Consider the following 16,824-nt stretch of genomic DNA (forward strand, 5'->3'; position numbering starts at 1 on the left):
AAATTAACCGCAGATGTAGACGCGCTTTGCGCGGCTTCCCGAAGGGTACACGGATAAACGCAGATAAAAATGAACTTGATAACTAACCAATCCTCAGAATTTGCTACTTATGATTCCGGGATGCTGTCAGATTATGTCACAGCATTAGCTTGGTCTCCTGGAGGTGAAATTCTCGCGGCGACATCTGCGGCTGGCGAGGTGGTGCTATGGAATGATGGCAATGCCATAGAGTTGCAAAGTGGTAGTGGTAAATCTGTAGACTGTGTGGCTTTTTCGGCTGATGGCAAATTTTTAGCCGTTGGTGGACAGGATGGACAAGTCAAAATTTGGCGGGAACAGGAACTCATCGCCACCTTAGAAAATGCACCAGCCTGGGTAGATAAGTTGGCTTGGAATCATACTAGTAACTTACTGGCTTTTAGTTTGGGGCGTTACGTGCAAGTCTGGGATGCCGATTTGGGTGAGATAGTCGTCACCTTGAATTTTGATAACTCCTCCGTTTTAGGGATAGATTGGCGTAGTGATGGCCAGTATTTAGCAATTAGCGGCTATCAAGGAGTCAAAATTTGGGAAAGTCAAAACTGGGATGAAGAACCCTATTTTCTGGCTATGCCAACTGTCAGTGTAGCTATGGGTTGGTCGCCTGATAGCAAATATCTGGCTTCCGGTAATATGGATCGCAGCGTCACGGTATTGGAATGGGGCAACCCCGACCCGTGGATTATGCGTGGCTTTCCTGGTAAGATTCGGCAGTTGTCATGGTCGGAAGCTACTACCGAACTGGGTGCGCCTATTCTGGCTTCTTCCAGTGTTGAGGGTATTGTCGTCTGGGAAAAGTTAGAGGATGAATCTCTAGGTTGGGAAGCGCGGGTGTTGACTAATCATGTGGATGTGATTAATGCGATCGCATTTGCACCCCACAGCTTCTTATTAGCCTCCGCCGGCGCTGATGGTTTATTGTGTTTGTGGTCAGAAGCAGCACAAGTATCTCAAATTCTCACAGGTGCTACCGCCGGGTTCTCTACCTTAGCTTGGCATTCTCAAGGCAAGTTTCTCGCCGCAGGTGGTGAACAAGGCGAATTAATTATCTGGTCAAACGAAGTCTGAAGTCTGAAATGGTCTCATAATTTTTTCTGGCATTTTGTTTTTTACTTAACAACAAGGGAGACAGAGTATTTATTGATAAAAGTTTACTTATTTTATGGCTTATTCCTGAATATTTAATATTTCACTGTTATTTAATAATAATGATTATTGTTAAATTTATTCAGGAAAGCTACTAGCCCTTGATTATGCTCAATAAATTGCTATTTAATACTTTGTTACGGGCTGCTTGCGTTAGTTTTTTGATTGGCTTGGTTGGTTGTACAAGACAAGCGACTCAAACTTCCTTTACACAAACGACAACAGCAGATGAAAATCTACCCAAAGTTGTTGCTACAACCAGTATATTGTGTGACTTAATCAAACAAGTTGCTGAAAATACAGTCAACCTTGCTTGTTTAATTCCCCCAGGTACAGACCCCCATAACTATCAACCAAAAGCCGCAGATAAGGAAACTATCGACCAAGCTAATCTGATTTTCTACAATGGCTATAATTTTGAACCAGGCTTGATCAAAACTATAAAATCAAGTAGTAATACTGCACCAAAAATAGCCGTGAGTCAGTTAGCAGTGCCAAAACCACAAAGATTTATTGAAGATGGCAAAAGAGTTATCGACCCCCATATTTGGCACAATCCGAAAAATGGCATCAAAATGGTTGAGGTTATTAACAATAACCTGAAAAAGCTAGAGCCTAATAATGCAGCAATTTATAATCAAAATACTAAACAAATTAAAAGTGAATTAACTCAATTAGATAGTTGGATAAAAACCAGAATTGCTAGTATTCCTAGTGATAAACGTGAATTAGTTATCAGTCATAATGCACTGGCTTATTATGCTAAAGCCTATGGGATGACTTTAGTGGGGGTATTGGCTGGTATTAATCCCGAAAATCAACCAACAGATAGGCAGTTAAATAGTTTAGTTAAAAATATTCAACAAGCTAAAATACCAACTATTTTTGCTGAGAAAAATATTAATAAACAGTTAATTCAATCGATAGCCCAAACAGCAGAAGTCAGAGTTTCGGAAAGGGAACTTTATACTGATGGTCTTGGAGATGCCAATAGTGATGCTAATAGTTATCAAAAAATGTTGGAAGCAAATACACGCACTATTGTAGAAGGTTTGGGAGGAACTTATTTAATCTTTACACCGAAGGCTAGTAAGTAGCATAAATGAAAATTCAGCAATGTTAACTAAAAAATCCTCTTGGGAACAGGTGGTACATTTACCGATGTCTTACCTTTAAAACTCAGAAAAGTAGGTGCATCAGATGAATAGAATTCTTATTGCGGAGGATGAACCCAGAATTGCCGCTTTTATTGAGAAAGGATTGCGTTCTCACGGTTTTACAACGTCTGTGGCGGTTGATGCACGTTCAGCTACGGAAATGGCTTTAGGTAGTGCTTTTGACTTGATGATTTTGGATTTAGGACTACCGGGTAAGGACGGCTTGGGTGTTTTAGAAGAAATACGCGGACAAGGTGAGAATTTTCCTGTAATTATTTTGACTGCGCGTGATGATATTCAAGATAAAGTTGCAGGTTTTGAAGCTGGTGCTGATGACTATATTACTAAGCCTTTTCGCTTTGAAGAATTATTAGTACGGGTAAAAGCGCGATTACGCAACAGTGTTAGTAACCAAGGTACTGATGAGATGGTGCTGAAGGTGGGAAATGTAGTTTTAGATTTGCGATCGCGTAAAGTAAAAGTGGGTAACAAAACTGTAGAATTACCAGCACGGGAGTTTACCCTGGCAGAAACTTTCTTTCGCCACCCCGGACAAGTTTTAAGCCGTGAACAATTGTTAGATAGGGTGTGGGGTTATGACTATGATCCAGGTTCTAATATTGTCGATGTTTATGTAGGATATTTGCGAAAAAAACTCGGCAACCACCTCATCGAAACTGTCAGAGGTATGGGTTATCGTCTGCGAACATGAGAAATTTCTCATTAAACTTTTATCTGTTTATCGTATACTCAAGAAAATCATCAATAGTAAAAATGCGACAGATAAGGTTTTTATAGATAATTTATCCGTCGCATTGTTATTTAAAAATGAGAAAAATTCAAAATCATCAACAAGAAGTCAAAACTAACTTTTTGAAAAATTTTAAGGGTCTGTTTTGGGCGACACGTACTCAAATACTTTTTTGGTATTTTCTCATTTTATGTTTTATATTTATCTTTTTTGTGCCAGTATTTCGTTATTTTTTATATGCCCAAGTTGATAGGCGGGTGCATAAGGAAATTAATGAAAAGATGGGGATTTTTTTAGAATTAGTTAATGGTAAACCTCAATTCTTAGATTATCTCGAAAATAGGGAAGCAGATGAGACAATTAATCTTTTAAGAGAAGCAGATAACCGCTTAATTAAAGCTCCCAAATCTTTAGATGAATTAAAAGATTTTTTTGATGCTTTTTTGGTAAATCAAATTCCTGAAGACGATACTTTTTTAATTGCGCTAACAGAAGGTAAATTTTACAAATCTAGCCCTAGAGGTAGACCAAAAGAACTGAGTAGAGATTCAAAACTAATTCGCTATTGGTCAAACTTAACTCAACCAGAGGAAGGGGAAAAAATAATTCCGGGTAGCAGTGTTGGGAATATTATTTATTTGGCTCAACCTGTGAAAATTAACGGAGAAGTTATCGGAGTATTTGTTATTGCCCACACTACAGCCGGGGAACATGGCGAGGTGGGAGAAGCTATCAGTGTGATTATTCCTGTAAGTGTAGGAATTATATTATTAGCTTTAGTTTTAGCTTGGTTTGCTTCAGGAAGAATCCTCGCACCCTTACGCTTGTTAACTCAAACTGCACGGAATATTAGCGAGTCTGATTTAAATCAACGCCTTTCTATAGTTGGTGAGGGTGAACTTGCAGAATTAACAGCTACTTTTAATGAAATGATGGATAGGTTGGAAGCTGCTTTTATTAGCCAACGTAATTTTATTAATGACGCGGGGCATGAATTACGTACACCAATTACGATTATTCGTGGTCATTTAGAGTTGATGGGTGATGACCCAGAAGAAATAAAAGAAACTCTAGCTTTAGTCATGGATGAATTAGAACGGATGAACCGATTTGTGAATGATTTAAGTTTACTGGCAAAGGCGGAACGTCCTGATTTTTTATGTTTAGAAACAGTTGATGTTTGCGCCTTAATTGAAGAACTGTTTGTGAAGGTTCAAGCTTTGGGCGATCGCAACTGGCAACTAAGAGCCACTGCTAAAGGTAAAATTGTTGCAGATCGCCAGCGTTTGACTCAGGCTGTAATGAATTTAGTGCAGAATGCTACACAGCATACAAAAACTACTGATACCATCACCCTGGGTTCGGCTATTCGTCACGGTAAAATTTGCTTTTGGGTCAGCGATACTGGTGAGGGTATTGCTAAAGTAGACCAAAAAAGAATTTTTGAACGTTTTGCGCGTGCGGCAAACAGTCGCCGTCGTTCTGAAGGAGCCGGGTTAGGATTATCTATAGTTCAAGCTATTGTAGAGGCTCACGCTGGAGAAATGACTCTCGAAAGTCAACTAGGAACAGGAGCCACATTTACAATTACTTTACCTGTGGAACCGTCCCAAGAGAGCAATAATTAAAAGATTACAGCCTTTCTTAACCTAGTGAGGTACAGACAAAAATAATTAACCGCAGATGGATGCAGATGGATTTGTCCTTCAGTCAACTAGTCAACGCTATCTTGATAAAGTAAAAATAGAATCATCTCAATGTAATTGGTAGAACTCAAGTTTTATGATGCCTCTACAAAAAACTATAGTCGGCATTTTTAATGCTGTGTTAGTTTTAGCGATCGCTGGTTGTGATATTGTATCAAATCAAGACAAATTGCCAGAAACTCCTGCAAGTGTAGAATCTGCATTCACAAATAAATATTCTGAAAAACCGCGTCTCTGGCAAAGAAATTATTATGGATATGAAGCAACTTTTATTAAAAAAAATGTTAAATACGAAGCTGAGTTTTCTGAGACAGGTGAATGGTTAGAAACAGAATACTATGTGACTGAGAAAGAATTTCCTGATGTTATTTTAAAACGTATTCGCCAAGAATATCCAACATTTAAAATTACCAAATATGAAATTGAAATTACACCCAAAGGTAACTTTTATGAAGTAGATATTACTGATGGTGAAATGGAATATGAATTATATTTTGATGTTCATGGCAATACACAAGTAGATATGTATGAAGATTAAGTTTAATCATGAGAAAATTCTCATGATTTATCAGCTTAATTTAAGATTCAATTAATATAGAGTTAATACAAAGTATTGATCATTAACTCTGGCTTTTCCCATGTCTAATGTGTGTAAAAAAATAACTTTTTTATCAAGCTTATTATTCTCCACATTTCCAACTATTTCACCAACTTTTGCCGGAGAAACTCAGCTAGATACACCTCAAAAAGAACTAGCACAATTAACTTCAGTTTCTCAACTGTCTGATATTCTACCTACAGACTGGGCGTTTCAGGCTTTACAATCTTTGGTAGAAAGATATGGTTGTATTGCTGGTTATTCTAATGGCAGTTATTTAGGCAATAGTGCAATGTCACGTTATGAGTTTGCCGCAGCTTTAAATACTTGTCTAGCGAAAATTCAAGAAATCATAACTACAGCAAAAGATAGTTCTATAACTAAAGTAGACTTAGATTTAATTCAAAAACTCCAAGCAAAATTTTCTGCTGAATTATCCATAATTCGCAATCGTGTAGAAACTTTAGAAAGTCACACTTCTAATTTAGCAGCAAATCAATTTGCTACCACTACAAAACTAGAAGCGGAAGTTATTATAGGCGCGGCTGGCGTTTTTGGTGAAACAGTTGCCGATAAAGATGATCATCTTAATAACAATCTTGATTTAAATACAAATCTCACCTTAGCTCAACGTGTGCGGTTAAATTTTCTCACGAGTTTTACTGGTAAAGATGAATTAAATATCCGTTTAGAGTCAGGTAATATTCCTGAATTTGATGAAAATATTACCGGAACAGGAATGACACGTTTAGGTTTTGATGAAGATACGAATAATAATATTGGTCTAGATGAAGTATATTATGCTTTCCCGATTGGAGATAGAATCAAAACCACAATTGCTATCACTGAAATGGAGTTAAATGATATTGCTAAACCAATCAATCCTTTAGCAAGTAGTGATAGTGGTGCAGTTTCCCGTTTTGGTAGATATAACCCGATTGTAAGAGGTATAGATGGCACAGGGTTAGGAATAAATTATCAAATCAATAATAATACTAATTTTGGCTTTGCTTATCTAACTAATAATGCAGCTTTACCAACAGAAAAAAACGGTTTATTTAATGGTAATTTTGCTGCACTGGGAAATGTTACTTATCAACCAACTCACAATTTAGGCATTGCTTTTACCTATATTCATACTTACTATGCAGGCGGTGGAGCAAGTGACGTAAATTTGACAGGTAGCACGGGTAGTTTAACAGCGCGTAGCCCTTTTGGTAATGTTTCAACCACAGCCAACTCCTTTGGTTTAGAAACTAGCTGGCGAATCAATCCTAAGTTTATTGTTTCTGGTTGGGTGGGATATACACAAGCAGAGTCACCAGTCACAAATGATAATGCAGAGATTTTAAATTATGCCATTAGTTTAGCTTTTCCTGATTTGGGTAGTGAGGGTAATTTAGCAGGTTTAGTTGTGGGAATGCCACCAAAAGTTATTAATAGTAGTTTGCTGGCTGATCATGATACTTCCTTACATATAGAAGGTTTTTATCGATTTCAGGTGACAGAGAATATTTCGATTACTCCAGGAATATTTTTAATTACTAACCCTGAACATAATGCCAATCACGATAGTCTTTTAGTCGGAACTATTCGCACCAGCTTAGAATTTTAATTATTTGGCGATAAATGAGCGCGAACGCTGTTCAATAAATCGGTAAATTTAAATGGTTTACTGATGTAAGGGACAGCTTTATTTCCTGATTGAGAAACTTTTTTTAAAATGTCATGATTTGCGCTAACTATGATGGTGGGAATCAGTAAATTATGTTCGCGTAATTCAGACATAACTGTTAAACCATCCTTGACAGAGATATTAATATCTAATAACAATAAATCAAATTTGGCTGTAGTTAACATTTGTAAAGCTTGTTCGCCATTATTTGCGATCGCAGTATTAAAACCATTCTGCCGCAAGCCTTTTTCAATAAATGATGCAATCCGAATTTCATCTTCAACAATCAAAATTTTCTGCATGATTACTCCTGATTTATCCACATTTAAAATTCCCCAAAATTACCGTATAAATAGTAAATTTTGGGGAAATATTTCAATTCAAATTAAGTAAGTCGGTGGGGAAACATAACTATGTTAAGAAAAAAATCAAACTAAAACCCTTTTTCCTCCTGCCTCTTCCCAACTACAAATATTTACTTTGCTATACTTAACTGATAGATTTATAGCTGGAAGTCACTAACTGACTGTCTGCAACTCTGCGTCTTCTGTGATTTTTTTTATTCCCCTGGCGTAAGTCCTGATAACGGCGAATTTGCTTACCAACTAATAGCAACCGCGCCACTTGTTCCGCCGCATTAGTTAATAAAGTTGCAGTTTGAGAAATCGCCTCATTTAATTGACAAGGATGAGTCAAAATACTATTGAAATAATCAATTCCTTGTTGAAAATTAATTTCTGCGCCTTCGCCAATTGTCCCAACTAATGCAATCACTGGTAATTGATAACGCTTGGCACGTTTAGCAACTTCCGCCGGAATTTTACCCCGTGGCGTTTGAAAATCAATGCAACCTTCTGCTGTAATTACTAAATCAGCTTGAGGAATTAAATTATCTAATTCCAAATACTGCATCACAATATCGTAGCGTGGGTGTAATGTCGCGCCAATTAAAGCGTGTAAGCCCGTACCCAAACCACCAGAAGCACCACTACCAGCCATTTCTCGCACATCTAAACCTAAATCTGCTTTGATAACCGCCGCATAGTGTTCTAACGCAAAAGCCATTTGTTCTACCGTTTCAGCAGATGCGCCTTTTTGAGGGCCGAAAACTCTCGCCACGCCTTTCTCTCCACACAAAAGATTATGCCAATTGCAAGCAACATCAATCTCGACTTGATTTAAACGACAGTCCTTGGCAGATAAATCTATGCGTTGGAGTTTAACTAATTCACTACAACCCAAACCTAACTCATTACCATTGTTATCTAGCAACTTCACACCCAAAGCTTGCGCCATTCCCGCACCACCATCGTTTGTGCCAGAGTCGCCACAGCCGACTAAAATACGTTCAGCACCAGCATCTAAAGCAGCCTTAATTAACTCACCTACTCCATAAGTCGTGGTTATCATGGGATTTCGCATATCGGTAGGTACAAGCCGCAACCCAGCCGCCGCCGCCATTTCTAAGACTGCGGTTTTTTTCATAGTTCCACCCAAAAAGCCAAAGTGAGATTGTACTTTTTGTCCTACAGGGCCAGTTACTTCCAAGTGATGCAAGGTTCCGCCTGTGGCTGCAACTAAGGTTTTGGTAAAGCCTTCACCGCCATCTACTAAAGGTGCTTTGCAAATATTTACATCGGGTATAACTCTGGCGATACCTGTAGCAATACAGTCAGCGACTTGTTCTGCATCAAGACTTTCTTTAAATCCAGAAGGAGCGATTAAAATGTTTAGTGTCATTATTAATTTCCTGCGGCAAACCAGCCGCTTTTTTTGTCGTTAAATTTAGAGAGATGGGGAAGAATTTAGAGAGATAATCCTACCCAACGCCACCAGGTGTAATAAAACAGCAGAATTAAAGCCAAGTGAATCACAATCATTACTGAACTTAACCGGAGTAAATCTGTTGGTTTAAAACCTTCGTCGGCATCTTGATAAACCATTAATGCTTTAGAACTGACAGGAAAAGTTAGGCAATAGTCCATCCCCAAAGTGCTGAGAAATAAGACAGCAACAGGATTGATATTTAAACTGTTAGCGAGGTAAAGCAACGGTGGTACTAAAGCTGCTGCCCTAGCGGTGTGAGAAGTCATATATATGTGGGAAGTGAGAGAAATAATGGCAATTAGTAGCAAAATTAAGAAGTGAGATTTGGCGCTGTTGATGTCACTAAATTGAAAAATATTATTAATCAACCATCCCGAAGCACCAGAACTGATTAATGCTTTGCCTAATACTAAAGTTGCACCGACAAAAATAATCAAATTCCAGGAAACAGCTTTGACAGCATCTTTCCATTTAATCACTCCAAAGTTCGGCGCGGTGAGAATCATGGCACCGATGACGGTGACGGTAGCTATTTCTAAACCATGCCATTGTTCTGTTAGCCACAGTGCCAACATTAACAAAACAACCCATAATGTTTGGCGTTCTGGTGGAGATAAAGGTTTTGTTTGTAAACATTCCACATTTAATTTTTGTTGCAGGCGTTGTTTGTCTAAAAACAACCGCATAATTACCCAACAAGAGGCGTAACTAGCAACAACTCCAAAAGGTAAGCCATAAAGTAACCACTGACTAAAAGAAATACTGGTATTAGAAATTTCTTTTAGTAAATCTTGGGCGACTAAATGGGAGCCTGCGCCTGTGAGCGAAACGATTGTAGAGACTAGAATTACAGTGGGCATTAAGAGTGCGATCGCCTGACGAGTTCGTTGATCGTCTGTAGCATTGGCGACACTACGATAAATCGGATGGGTAACAGCAGCACGTCCCGAAGTCGAGGGAATTAAAAAAGATAGGGGAATTAAAACTGTAGTTAATAGCCAAAATAAACTGCTAACATTATGTGCTTTTGCTGCCACTATTTGAGTCAGTCTTGTGGCTAAACCTGTTTGCTTAACTGCACCTCCTAAAATAAACGCCCCTATCATTAACCAAACAACATCAGACCCCAAAGACTCAAAAAACTGTTCTTGAGAAATGCTTCCGGTTAATAGCAGCAATAGCACAGAAAATAAAGCCACATAACCAGCATTAATTGAAGTCGTTGACCACAAAATGACTGCTAGGAGAAAGACAAATATAGTCAACCTTCCTGGTATAGATAAACCCTGCGGTAAAAAGACTACTACTCCAGATAGAGATGTTAAAAATAGTGTTACGAGTGACTTAATTTGCCAACGGTTGGAAATGCGAAAAAATTTACTAAGTCTCACTAATAAATTATTTATCGGGATACCCTTGTGTTGATTTACAGGTAGTTTCATGTTCTAGGTTTTGCTGACACTGGTTGAGACAGACTTATTTGTAGGTGTGCCTCTTGACTGAAATTGCAGCCTGAAGTTTAACTTTGACTTAATCTAAATTTAATTAGGGCTTGATGAGAACATAATTAAGGAAACATGAGAAAAGTCTCATGAAACATCAGCAGTTGACTCACGTCGTCAATCTCATACTCATTCCAGATCCCCGACTTGTTAAACAAGTCGGGGATCTATTTCATAAAGAGTGCTGAGTTGAAAGTGCTGAGAATGATAAAATTTGCGTAGCTTGGGTGTAATGAAGCGAATTTAGTAGGGGCGGGTTTATTTAGATCATCGTTAATTGGTGAGCATATCTGTAAACCCATCCCTACTTTAAACCTTTTGGCAGAGGGTAGATTTATTTTCTAAAACCCTAATATCTCCTAACTTTGACTCAGGATGTCTTAATATTTAGCAACATAATATGTAAGTGTTAAAAGTCAAACAGTAAACTTTATTATCAAAGTTAATTCTCAAGATTTAGCTGTGATAGATTAATAATTGAGGTTGAGAAACTTCCCTGGCAGATCAACAGCCAATGTTCAAGTTAGTTATGAGGTAAAAACGCTGTTTAATTTGAATCTGTCTCGCATAAACGACAACACCCAACTCGAACACTAATATTTCCTCCTCTGGGTAAACTGAGGCGTTATAACTGATAGTTGAATATATATCGGTTAAAGCCTAAGATGAATGATGTATTTGAGGAAATTACTAAGTGAGTAGTAGTTAGGGTGTTGTTGTTTTGAGTAGGTTATAGGTTACAGGTTATAGGTGACAGGTATAGCGTTTTCTGATTAAGTGCAGTACAAGTTGATAGAGGCTAGAGGCTAGATTGATGTACGTTATTGGAATGAAAAACGCTATGACAGAGTTTTGATTATTTCAACTCAGCACACAGAAATTTACCATCCCCAAGTACCGGGGCCGCCTTTAAATGGCCCGACAATATTATTAGTCACCCAACCACCGTAGAAGTTTCCTGGTTGTGGTTGGACTTTTTCGCCATCTACATAACAAGCATCCATTAAATGAGCATAAAAAGCCACATGGTCTTTAATAGATGCAAATGCTGATGTTGGGCTGGGATAATACCAAGCGGCGTTTTGGGCTTCTTTATCACCAACGCGAATGGTGTAATAGCCTGCGCGTCCTTTCCACTCGCAAAAACTAGATTGTGGTACTGATATCAAATATTCCATTTTGATATCTTCAGGGGGAAGGTAGTAAGAGGGTGGATGGCTGGTTTCTAAGACACGTTTGGCGTTGTGGGTGTCTGCAATGGTTACGCCATTAAAAATTATCTGTATGTGTTTGTTGACAGGTTCTAAGCGCGGGGGACGGGGATAATCCCATACTGATTCTTGTCCAGGTGCTGGTTCGATGCGTTGATGAAAAACCATACAAGTAGGTAGAAATAAATATGCGATCGCCTTTACTTTACCGTAAAGTCATAGGTTGGTGTAAATGCGATCGCTGCAACAAAACTCAAAGCGCCAAAATTAGCGTACTTCTTTTAAACTATCCACTTGCTTGGTAAACAATTCAGTAAATAGACTCATCACTGTTCTTTCTTCCCTTACCTTAATATTAGCTGTGATTGACATCCCAGACTGCAAGGGTAGTTCTTTCCCATTCATTTCGAGTGCTTGCTTATCTAAGGATATTCTGGCAGGGAATCGGTAGAATTTATGAGTTTCATCCGGTGGTAAAGCATCAGAACCCACAGAAACTAATTCTCCTTTAATATCACCAAATTCGCTGAAAGGAAAAGAATCAATTCTGATATCCGCCTTCATTCCTTCCCGGACAAACCCAATATCTTGATTAGTAATAAATACGTCAGCAATATACTTATCGTTGGGGACGATTTGCAGTAATTTTTGGGTTGAATTAGCTACAAACCCCGGATTTTTTGCTTGTAGATCAAAAACTGTCCCACTCACAGGTGCGCGGAGTTCTTGGTATCTGAGATTGAGTTGAGCTTGGGAAAGTTTACTAGTAATATCTGCTAAACGCTGTTCATTCTCTAGGACAATTTTGATAAATTGGCTATCAATATCTGCGATACGCTGTTTATTTTCTGAGATTTTTTCTAAAACATTTTTACCGGAAACCGCTACAGTATTAGTGAGTTCTTGTCGTCCTCTTTCGATTTCATATTTGAGGCGTTTATCTTCTTCTTGTAGTTGGGCGACTTCGGCTTCTAGGGTTTGTACTTGTTGTTGTTGATTCAGATATTGTAACTGAGAAATTCCCCCTTCTTCAGCCAAGGTTTTCAGTTTATTGAAAATCTGCTGTTGAATTGCTAAACTTGATTGGGTATCAGCGATTTTAACTTGGTTTTGGGTTAGTTGTTTTTTGGTTTTTTCAATTTCTAATTGTGCTGCATTGGCGCGGGTAGCTAATTCTAGTTTAGACACTTGTAGACGTTGTTGTTCATCCACACCCAGCCCTTGAGTAGATGAGGAACTTCTTAGTTCTTTGCGTAACAATTCATTTTCAGCAACTAAGGCGGCGCGACTTTTCAACAAAAATACGGCATCTGTTGGTAATCTACTGCGTAAAAACTCTAATTCTGAACCCACAGTATAACTAGAATTCATCAAGCGACGATAAATTTGATTTTCTCGAATCAAACTATTCCGCACTTGAATTAAGGAATTTAATTCGGCTATAGTTGCAACGGTTTCAAAGGTGAGTAATAAATCTCCTTGGTTGACTTTCTGTCCATCCTTTACATAAATTGCTTTGACGACACCATTGACTGGTGCTTGCACTTCTTTGACTGTTCCTTGGGGTTTTAATTGTCCAGTCGCGGGTACAACTTGTTCAATTTTGGCAATACAAGCCCAAGCAATACCAAACCCAGCTAATGCTATCAAGGTCAACATAATTGTACGTGACCAAACTGGGGACTGGCGTAAAACAACCGATTGTTCAAAGTTATCAAATCTTTGATTTATTAAAGGCTGTTGGGAAACTTTCTTTACAGATGTTAATACAGGTGATTCGGTAGGAGTTTCTGAATGATGTTTACCGTTACCATTATTGCCATTGAGACGATTACCATTTACTTGAGTCATAGTAGTTTTACCCTTGAGGAATAATGAGTGATTAACCCTTGACTAATTACAAATTAACTTCTTGTTGTTGATATAGGTAAGAATAATGACCTTTAGCAGCCATTAACTCTTGATGACTTCCTTGTTCTATGACTCGGCTTGCGTCCATGACAACGATAGTATCTGCATGGCTGACGGTGTTTAGGCGGTGGGTAATGAAAAATACTGTACTACCTTGAAAGGCTTTGGCTAAGTTTAAACAAACTTGGCGTTCTGTGGGGTAATCTAAGGCACTGGTGGCCTCATCTAAGACTAGCAGTTTTGGTCGTTGAAGTACAGAACGGGCGATCGCAATTCTTTGTCTTTGTCCTCCCGAAAGTCCCGCACCTCTTTCACCAACACGGGTATTGTAACCGTTGGGTAAGCCCATAATAAATTCATGGGCGCAAGCCACACGGGCGGCTTCAATAATTTCTTCGGTGGTTGCTTCTGGGTTAGTTAAAGCAATATTTTCTTGTACTGTTCCGTCAAACAATAATGTTTCTTGGGGAACGACACCTATTTGTCTTCTTAAAGAGTAAAGTTCGACTTTGGCAATATCATAACCATCAATTAAAATTCTGCCGGATTCCACATCATATAATCGCAGCAGTAATTTCATCATTGTACTTTTACCAGAGCCACTCTGCCCGACAATGCCTATAAATTGTCCGGTGCTAAATTCCAGGTTGATATTAGTTAGTTGTAAGGGGCCATTGGGGTTAAAGCGGAAGGAAACATTGTCAAATTTCACTGCACCTTCAATGGCTGGTAAGGGAATGTTACCTCTGTCTGCTTCCCCTTCTTCTGGGGTATCAACAATATCACTTAACCGTTCTAAAGATAAGGCAGTTTCTTGGAAGTTTTGCCACAGTTGTGCTAAACGTAAAATCGGGCTGGTGACATAACCAGAAATAATCCGAAACGCAATTAATTCACCTAATGTCAGTTCACCTTGCAAAACTAAATAAGCACCCACCCATAACACTAGTAAACTACTGAGTTTATTGAGAAAGTTACTCGTAGAATTAGCCAAGGTTGAAGTAACAACAGTTTTAAATCCTGCGCCTACATAACGAGCATAACGCTCTTGCCAAGAAAAGCGCGATCGCAATTCGATATTTTGCGCTTTTACTGTTTGAATACCAGACATCACCTCAACTAAATAAGACTGAGTTTCCGAGTTGCGTTCGGCTTTGTTGCGTAACTGTTTACTAATTGTGGGTGAAGCGATTAAGGTAATCACCACAAATATGGGAATTGTCCCTAAACCAACTAAGGTTAGTTGCCAACTGTAAAACAGCATGACAACAATATAAACTACAGAAAATAAGGCATCTAACCCGACAGTTAAGGCTGTCCCGGTGAGAAACTGACGAATATTTTCTAACTCGTTGATTCTGGTTGACAATTCACCGACGGGACGGCGTTCAAAATAGCGCAGTGGTAATCTTAATAAGTGGTCAATAATCTGTGAACCCAAACCCATATCAATGCGGTTGGTTGTATCCACAAATAAATAAGTCCGCAAAGTCCCAATTATCGCTTCAAACAGTCCCACTACTAACAGTAATGCACCCAGAACATTCAAAGTACTAATGCTGTTCTGGACAATTACCTTGTCGATAATTAACTGAATTACCAGTGGGTTTGCCAGTTGTGCTAACTGGACAAAGAACGAAGCAATAAATACTTCAATTAGCACTCGACGGTAGCGCGACAAATAAGGTAAAAACCACGATACACCAAATCTTTCTTTTGGCGTTTCTTTGGTTGCACTTAGCAGTAATACCCGCATTTGTGGCTGGTAATTACCGTCTTCGAGTTCTAAATTTGCCAGTAATTCTTTTGGTTTACAGCGTACTATACCTTGGGATGGCACACCCACAACAACATGATGTGCATCTGCTGAATACAACACAGCGAAATTGCTGCGATAACGAATGAGTGCTGGTGTGGGGAGACGTTCAATTGTCGATGCGGGTAAATCTACTAACTGTGCTTTTAAACCAATTAATTCTGCTATATATGCACAAGCCGGAAAAGATATACTACCTTGGCGTTTAATTTGTTCAGATAAAATGCGTCGTACAACTTCTCGACGTATGGGAATTTGTAAATGCTTGGACAGCATTTGAAAACAAGCAAAAGTCGCATTGACTTCTCCACTACCACGAACAAAGGGGTATTTGAGGTGCTTTTGTTTTTTGGGTGCTGGATAGTCTACCGCCGTAATTTCTTCCGGTGCGTAGGGAATATCTAACTCATCTGTAATCTCTGTTTGTGTATCATAAATAGACTCTTCCTCAGCTTGAGAATAGTTATCTAAAAATGATAAATCTCCTGGTGCAAAACCAATTAACCTTGCAGGATTTTTCCCAGTAACGTCTATTGTGGCTGCATTTAAGTCTAGGCGAGAACCGGGAGGAAAATTCTTAACTTCACCCCCACTCACAAACCAAATGCTATCAATATCTAGCTGGTTAGATGATTTTTTGCCGGGTGATAAGTATTGTATTTGAGTGTTGAGTAAAGCTTGCTCAGATAATTCCAGAAAATTCGTGACAGAATTGGCTTGTTTGGCGACTTGTACACCCAAAACACTAAAAACTTCGGAAATATGGCTGTGATTTTGTCGGGTGTAGGCAAATTCTGGATATTCTGTTATGAGGCGGGAATATTCTTCAATATTTAAAGCTAAACATATCACTTCCGTGGAAGCGATCGCCACTTCACAAGGAACCTGACGTAAAAAACTAATTTCCCCAATAGCTGCACCCGGTTTGAGCAATTTTAATGTAATAGCTGCTTGAGTTTGCGGTTCATAACCCAACAGGCGTACTTGCCCTTCATATAAAAATATGATTTTTTGTGGTATGGTTTCATTGCCTATAATTTTCTGCCCAATGCGATAGCGCCAAGCTTCTAGTTTTTCCGCAATACTCACAATCACTTCGGCAGGTAATTGCTCAAATCCTGCTACATTAGCAATAAAATCTTGAAAGGCGCTTTTAATATAGGTCATACTTTAAACTTGATTTGATATTGGGAAAAACTTACAATCTTGACTGTGATCAAGATAATCAAAAAGCAATTAATTTATATTATGGTTCGGTTAAATAGGTCGCTTAAACTACAACTAATAAACATACCTTCTATCCTGGTTAAATAAATTCAGTTTTTGTTATTTGATAGCTTGACTTTTTTATTTACAGCCAAGTCTTAACATTAATTAATATTCTCTCTAGAAGTAATAATACATAACCTATTTAACTTGAAAAATTATACTGACTCAGATCCCCGACTTCTTCAAGAAGCCGGGGATCTGGTTGTTCATGTAAAA

12 protein-coding genes are annotated in these 16,824 nt (G+C 38.5%); 6 read left to right on the plus strand and 6 right to left on the minus strand.

The genetic code is table 11. The annotated features are described in order from the left end of the window. The first annotated feature begins 69 nt into the window (after positions 1-69). The 6 genes from H6G77_RS01520 to H6G77_RS01545 all read left to right on the plus strand — a co-directional run bounded on the left by H6G77_RS01520 (position 70) and on the right by H6G77_RS01545 (position 7,012). Positions 70-1,107 (plus strand): WD40 repeat domain-containing protein, encoded by a 1,038-nt coding sequence (locus H6G77_RS01520; protein ID WP_190870636.1) that lies wholly within the window; start codon positions 70-72, stop codon positions 1,105-1,107. A gap of 185 nt (positions 1,108-1,292) precedes the next feature. After that, positions 1,293-2,282: a metal ABC transporter solute-binding protein, Zn/Mn family gene (locus H6G77_RS01525; RefSeq protein WP_190870637.1), complete on the plus strand. Its 990-nt coding sequence runs from the start codon at positions 1,293-1,295 to the stop codon at positions 2,280-2,282. Between the two features lie 103 nt (positions 2,283-2,385). Further along, positions 2,386-3,054, plus strand: coding sequence for a response regulator transcription factor (locus H6G77_RS01530; protein WP_190587953.1), 669 nt, complete (start codon positions 2,386-2,388; stop codon positions 3,052-3,054). A gap of 116 nt (positions 3,055-3,170) precedes the next feature. Further along, positions 3,171-4,721: an ATP-binding protein gene (locus H6G77_RS01535; protein ID WP_190870638.1), complete on the plus strand. Its 1,551-nt coding sequence runs from the start codon at positions 3,171-3,173 to the stop codon at positions 4,719-4,721. 154 nt (positions 4,722-4,875) lie between these two features. Beyond that, positions 4,876-5,337 (plus strand): PepSY-like domain-containing protein, encoded by a 462-nt coding sequence (locus H6G77_RS01540; protein ID WP_242048156.1) that lies wholly within the window; start codon positions 4,876-4,878, stop codon positions 5,335-5,337. A 100-nt stretch (positions 5,338-5,437) separates the two neighbouring features. Further along, entirely contained in the window at positions 5,438-7,012 is a 1,575-nt protein-coding gene (locus H6G77_RS01545) for an iron uptake porin (protein ID WP_190870639.1), read from the plus strand. Here H6G77_RS01545 and H6G77_RS01550 read toward each other — a convergent pair. From H6G77_RS01550 to H6G77_RS01575, 6 genes are all read right to left on the minus strand, one after another. Further along, positions 7,009-7,374 carry a response regulator transcription factor gene (locus H6G77_RS01550; protein ID WP_190587956.1) on the minus strand — a complete coding sequence of 122 codons (366 nt, stop codon included), beginning with the start codon at positions 7,372-7,374 and terminating at the stop codon, positions 7,009-7,011. The genes H6G77_RS01545 and H6G77_RS01550 overlap by 4 nt on opposite strands. A 187-nt stretch (positions 7,375-7,561) precedes the next feature. Continuing rightward, positions 7,562-8,812 carry a glycerate kinase gene (locus tag H6G77_RS01555; protein ID WP_190870640.1) on the minus strand — a complete coding sequence of 417 codons (1,251 nt, stop codon included), beginning with the start codon at positions 8,810-8,812 and terminating at the stop codon, positions 7,562-7,564. A gap of 65 nt (positions 8,813-8,877) precedes the next feature. Continuing rightward, on the minus strand, positions 8,878-10,341 hold the full coding sequence (locus H6G77_RS01560) for an SLC13 family permease (RefSeq protein WP_190870641.1): 1,464 nt from the start codon (positions 10,339-10,341) through the stop codon (positions 8,878-8,880). A 941-nt stretch (positions 10,342-11,282) separates the two neighbouring features. After that, positions 11,283-11,780 carry a DUF427 domain-containing protein gene (locus tag H6G77_RS01565; protein ID WP_190870642.1) on the minus strand — a complete coding sequence of 166 codons (498 nt, stop codon included), beginning with the start codon at positions 11,778-11,780 and terminating at the stop codon, positions 11,283-11,285. A 99-nt stretch (positions 11,781-11,879) separates the two neighbouring features. Beyond that, entirely contained in the window at positions 11,880-13,463 is a 1,584-nt protein-coding gene (locus tag H6G77_RS01570; protein ID WP_190587960.1) for an HlyD family efflux transporter periplasmic adaptor subunit, read from the minus strand. 46 nt (positions 13,464-13,509) lie between these two features. Then, entirely contained in the window at positions 13,510-16,506 is a 2,997-nt protein-coding gene (locus H6G77_RS01575; protein ID WP_190870643.1) for a peptidase domain-containing ABC transporter, read from the minus strand. Positions 16,507-16,824: the final 318 nt, after the last annotated feature.

Origin of the sequence: Aulosira sp. FACHB-615, from assembly GCF_014698045.1 — a bacterium.
GTDB lineage: Bacteria > Cyanobacteriota > Cyanobacteriia > Cyanobacteriales > Nostocaceae > Nostoc_B.

Bases quoted from the DNA above. Each gene is read 5' to 3' on its own strand.
- H6G77_RS01545 (WP_190870639.1), top strand. From the start codon at position 5,438: ATGTCTAATGTGTGTAAAAAAATAACTTTTTTATCAAGCTTATTATTC.
- H6G77_RS01560 (WP_190870641.1), bottom strand. From the start codon at position 10,341: ATGAAACTACCTGTAAATCAACACAAGGGTATCCCGATAAATAATTTA.
- H6G77_RS01535 (WP_190870638.1), top strand. From the start codon at position 3,171: ATGAGAAAAATTCAAAATCATCAACAAGAAGTCAAAACTAACTTTTTG.
- H6G77_RS01520 (WP_190870636.1), top strand. From the start codon at position 70: ATGAACTTGATAACTAACCAATCCTCAGAATTTGCTACTTATGATTCC.
- H6G77_RS01540 (WP_242048156.1), top strand. From the start codon at position 4,876: ATGATGCCTCTACAAAAAACTATAGTCGGCATTTTTAATGCTGTGTTA.
- H6G77_RS01565 (WP_190870642.1), bottom strand. From the start codon at position 11,780: ATGGTTTTTCATCAACGCATCGAACCAGCACCTGGACAAGAATCAGTA.
- H6G77_RS01570 (WP_190587960.1), bottom strand. From the start codon at position 13,463: ATGACTCAAGTAAATGGTAATCGTCTCAATGGCAATAATGGTAACGGT.
- H6G77_RS01530 (WP_190587953.1), top strand. From the start codon at position 2,386: ATGAATAGAATTCTTATTGCGGAGGATGAACCCAGAATTGCCGCTTTT.
- H6G77_RS01550 (WP_190587956.1), bottom strand. From the start codon at position 7,374: ATGCAGAAAATTTTGATTGTTGAAGATGAAATTCGGATTGCATCATTT.
- H6G77_RS01555 (WP_190870640.1), bottom strand. From the start codon at position 8,812: ATGACACTAAACATTTTAATCGCTCCTTCTGGATTTAAAGAAAGTCTT.
- H6G77_RS01575 (WP_190870643.1), bottom strand. From the start codon at position 16,506: ATGACCTATATTAAAAGCGCCTTTCAAGATTTTATTGCTAATGTAGCA.
- H6G77_RS01525 (WP_190870637.1), top strand. From the start codon at position 1,293: ATGCTCAATAAATTGCTATTTAATACTTTGTTACGGGCTGCTTGCGTT.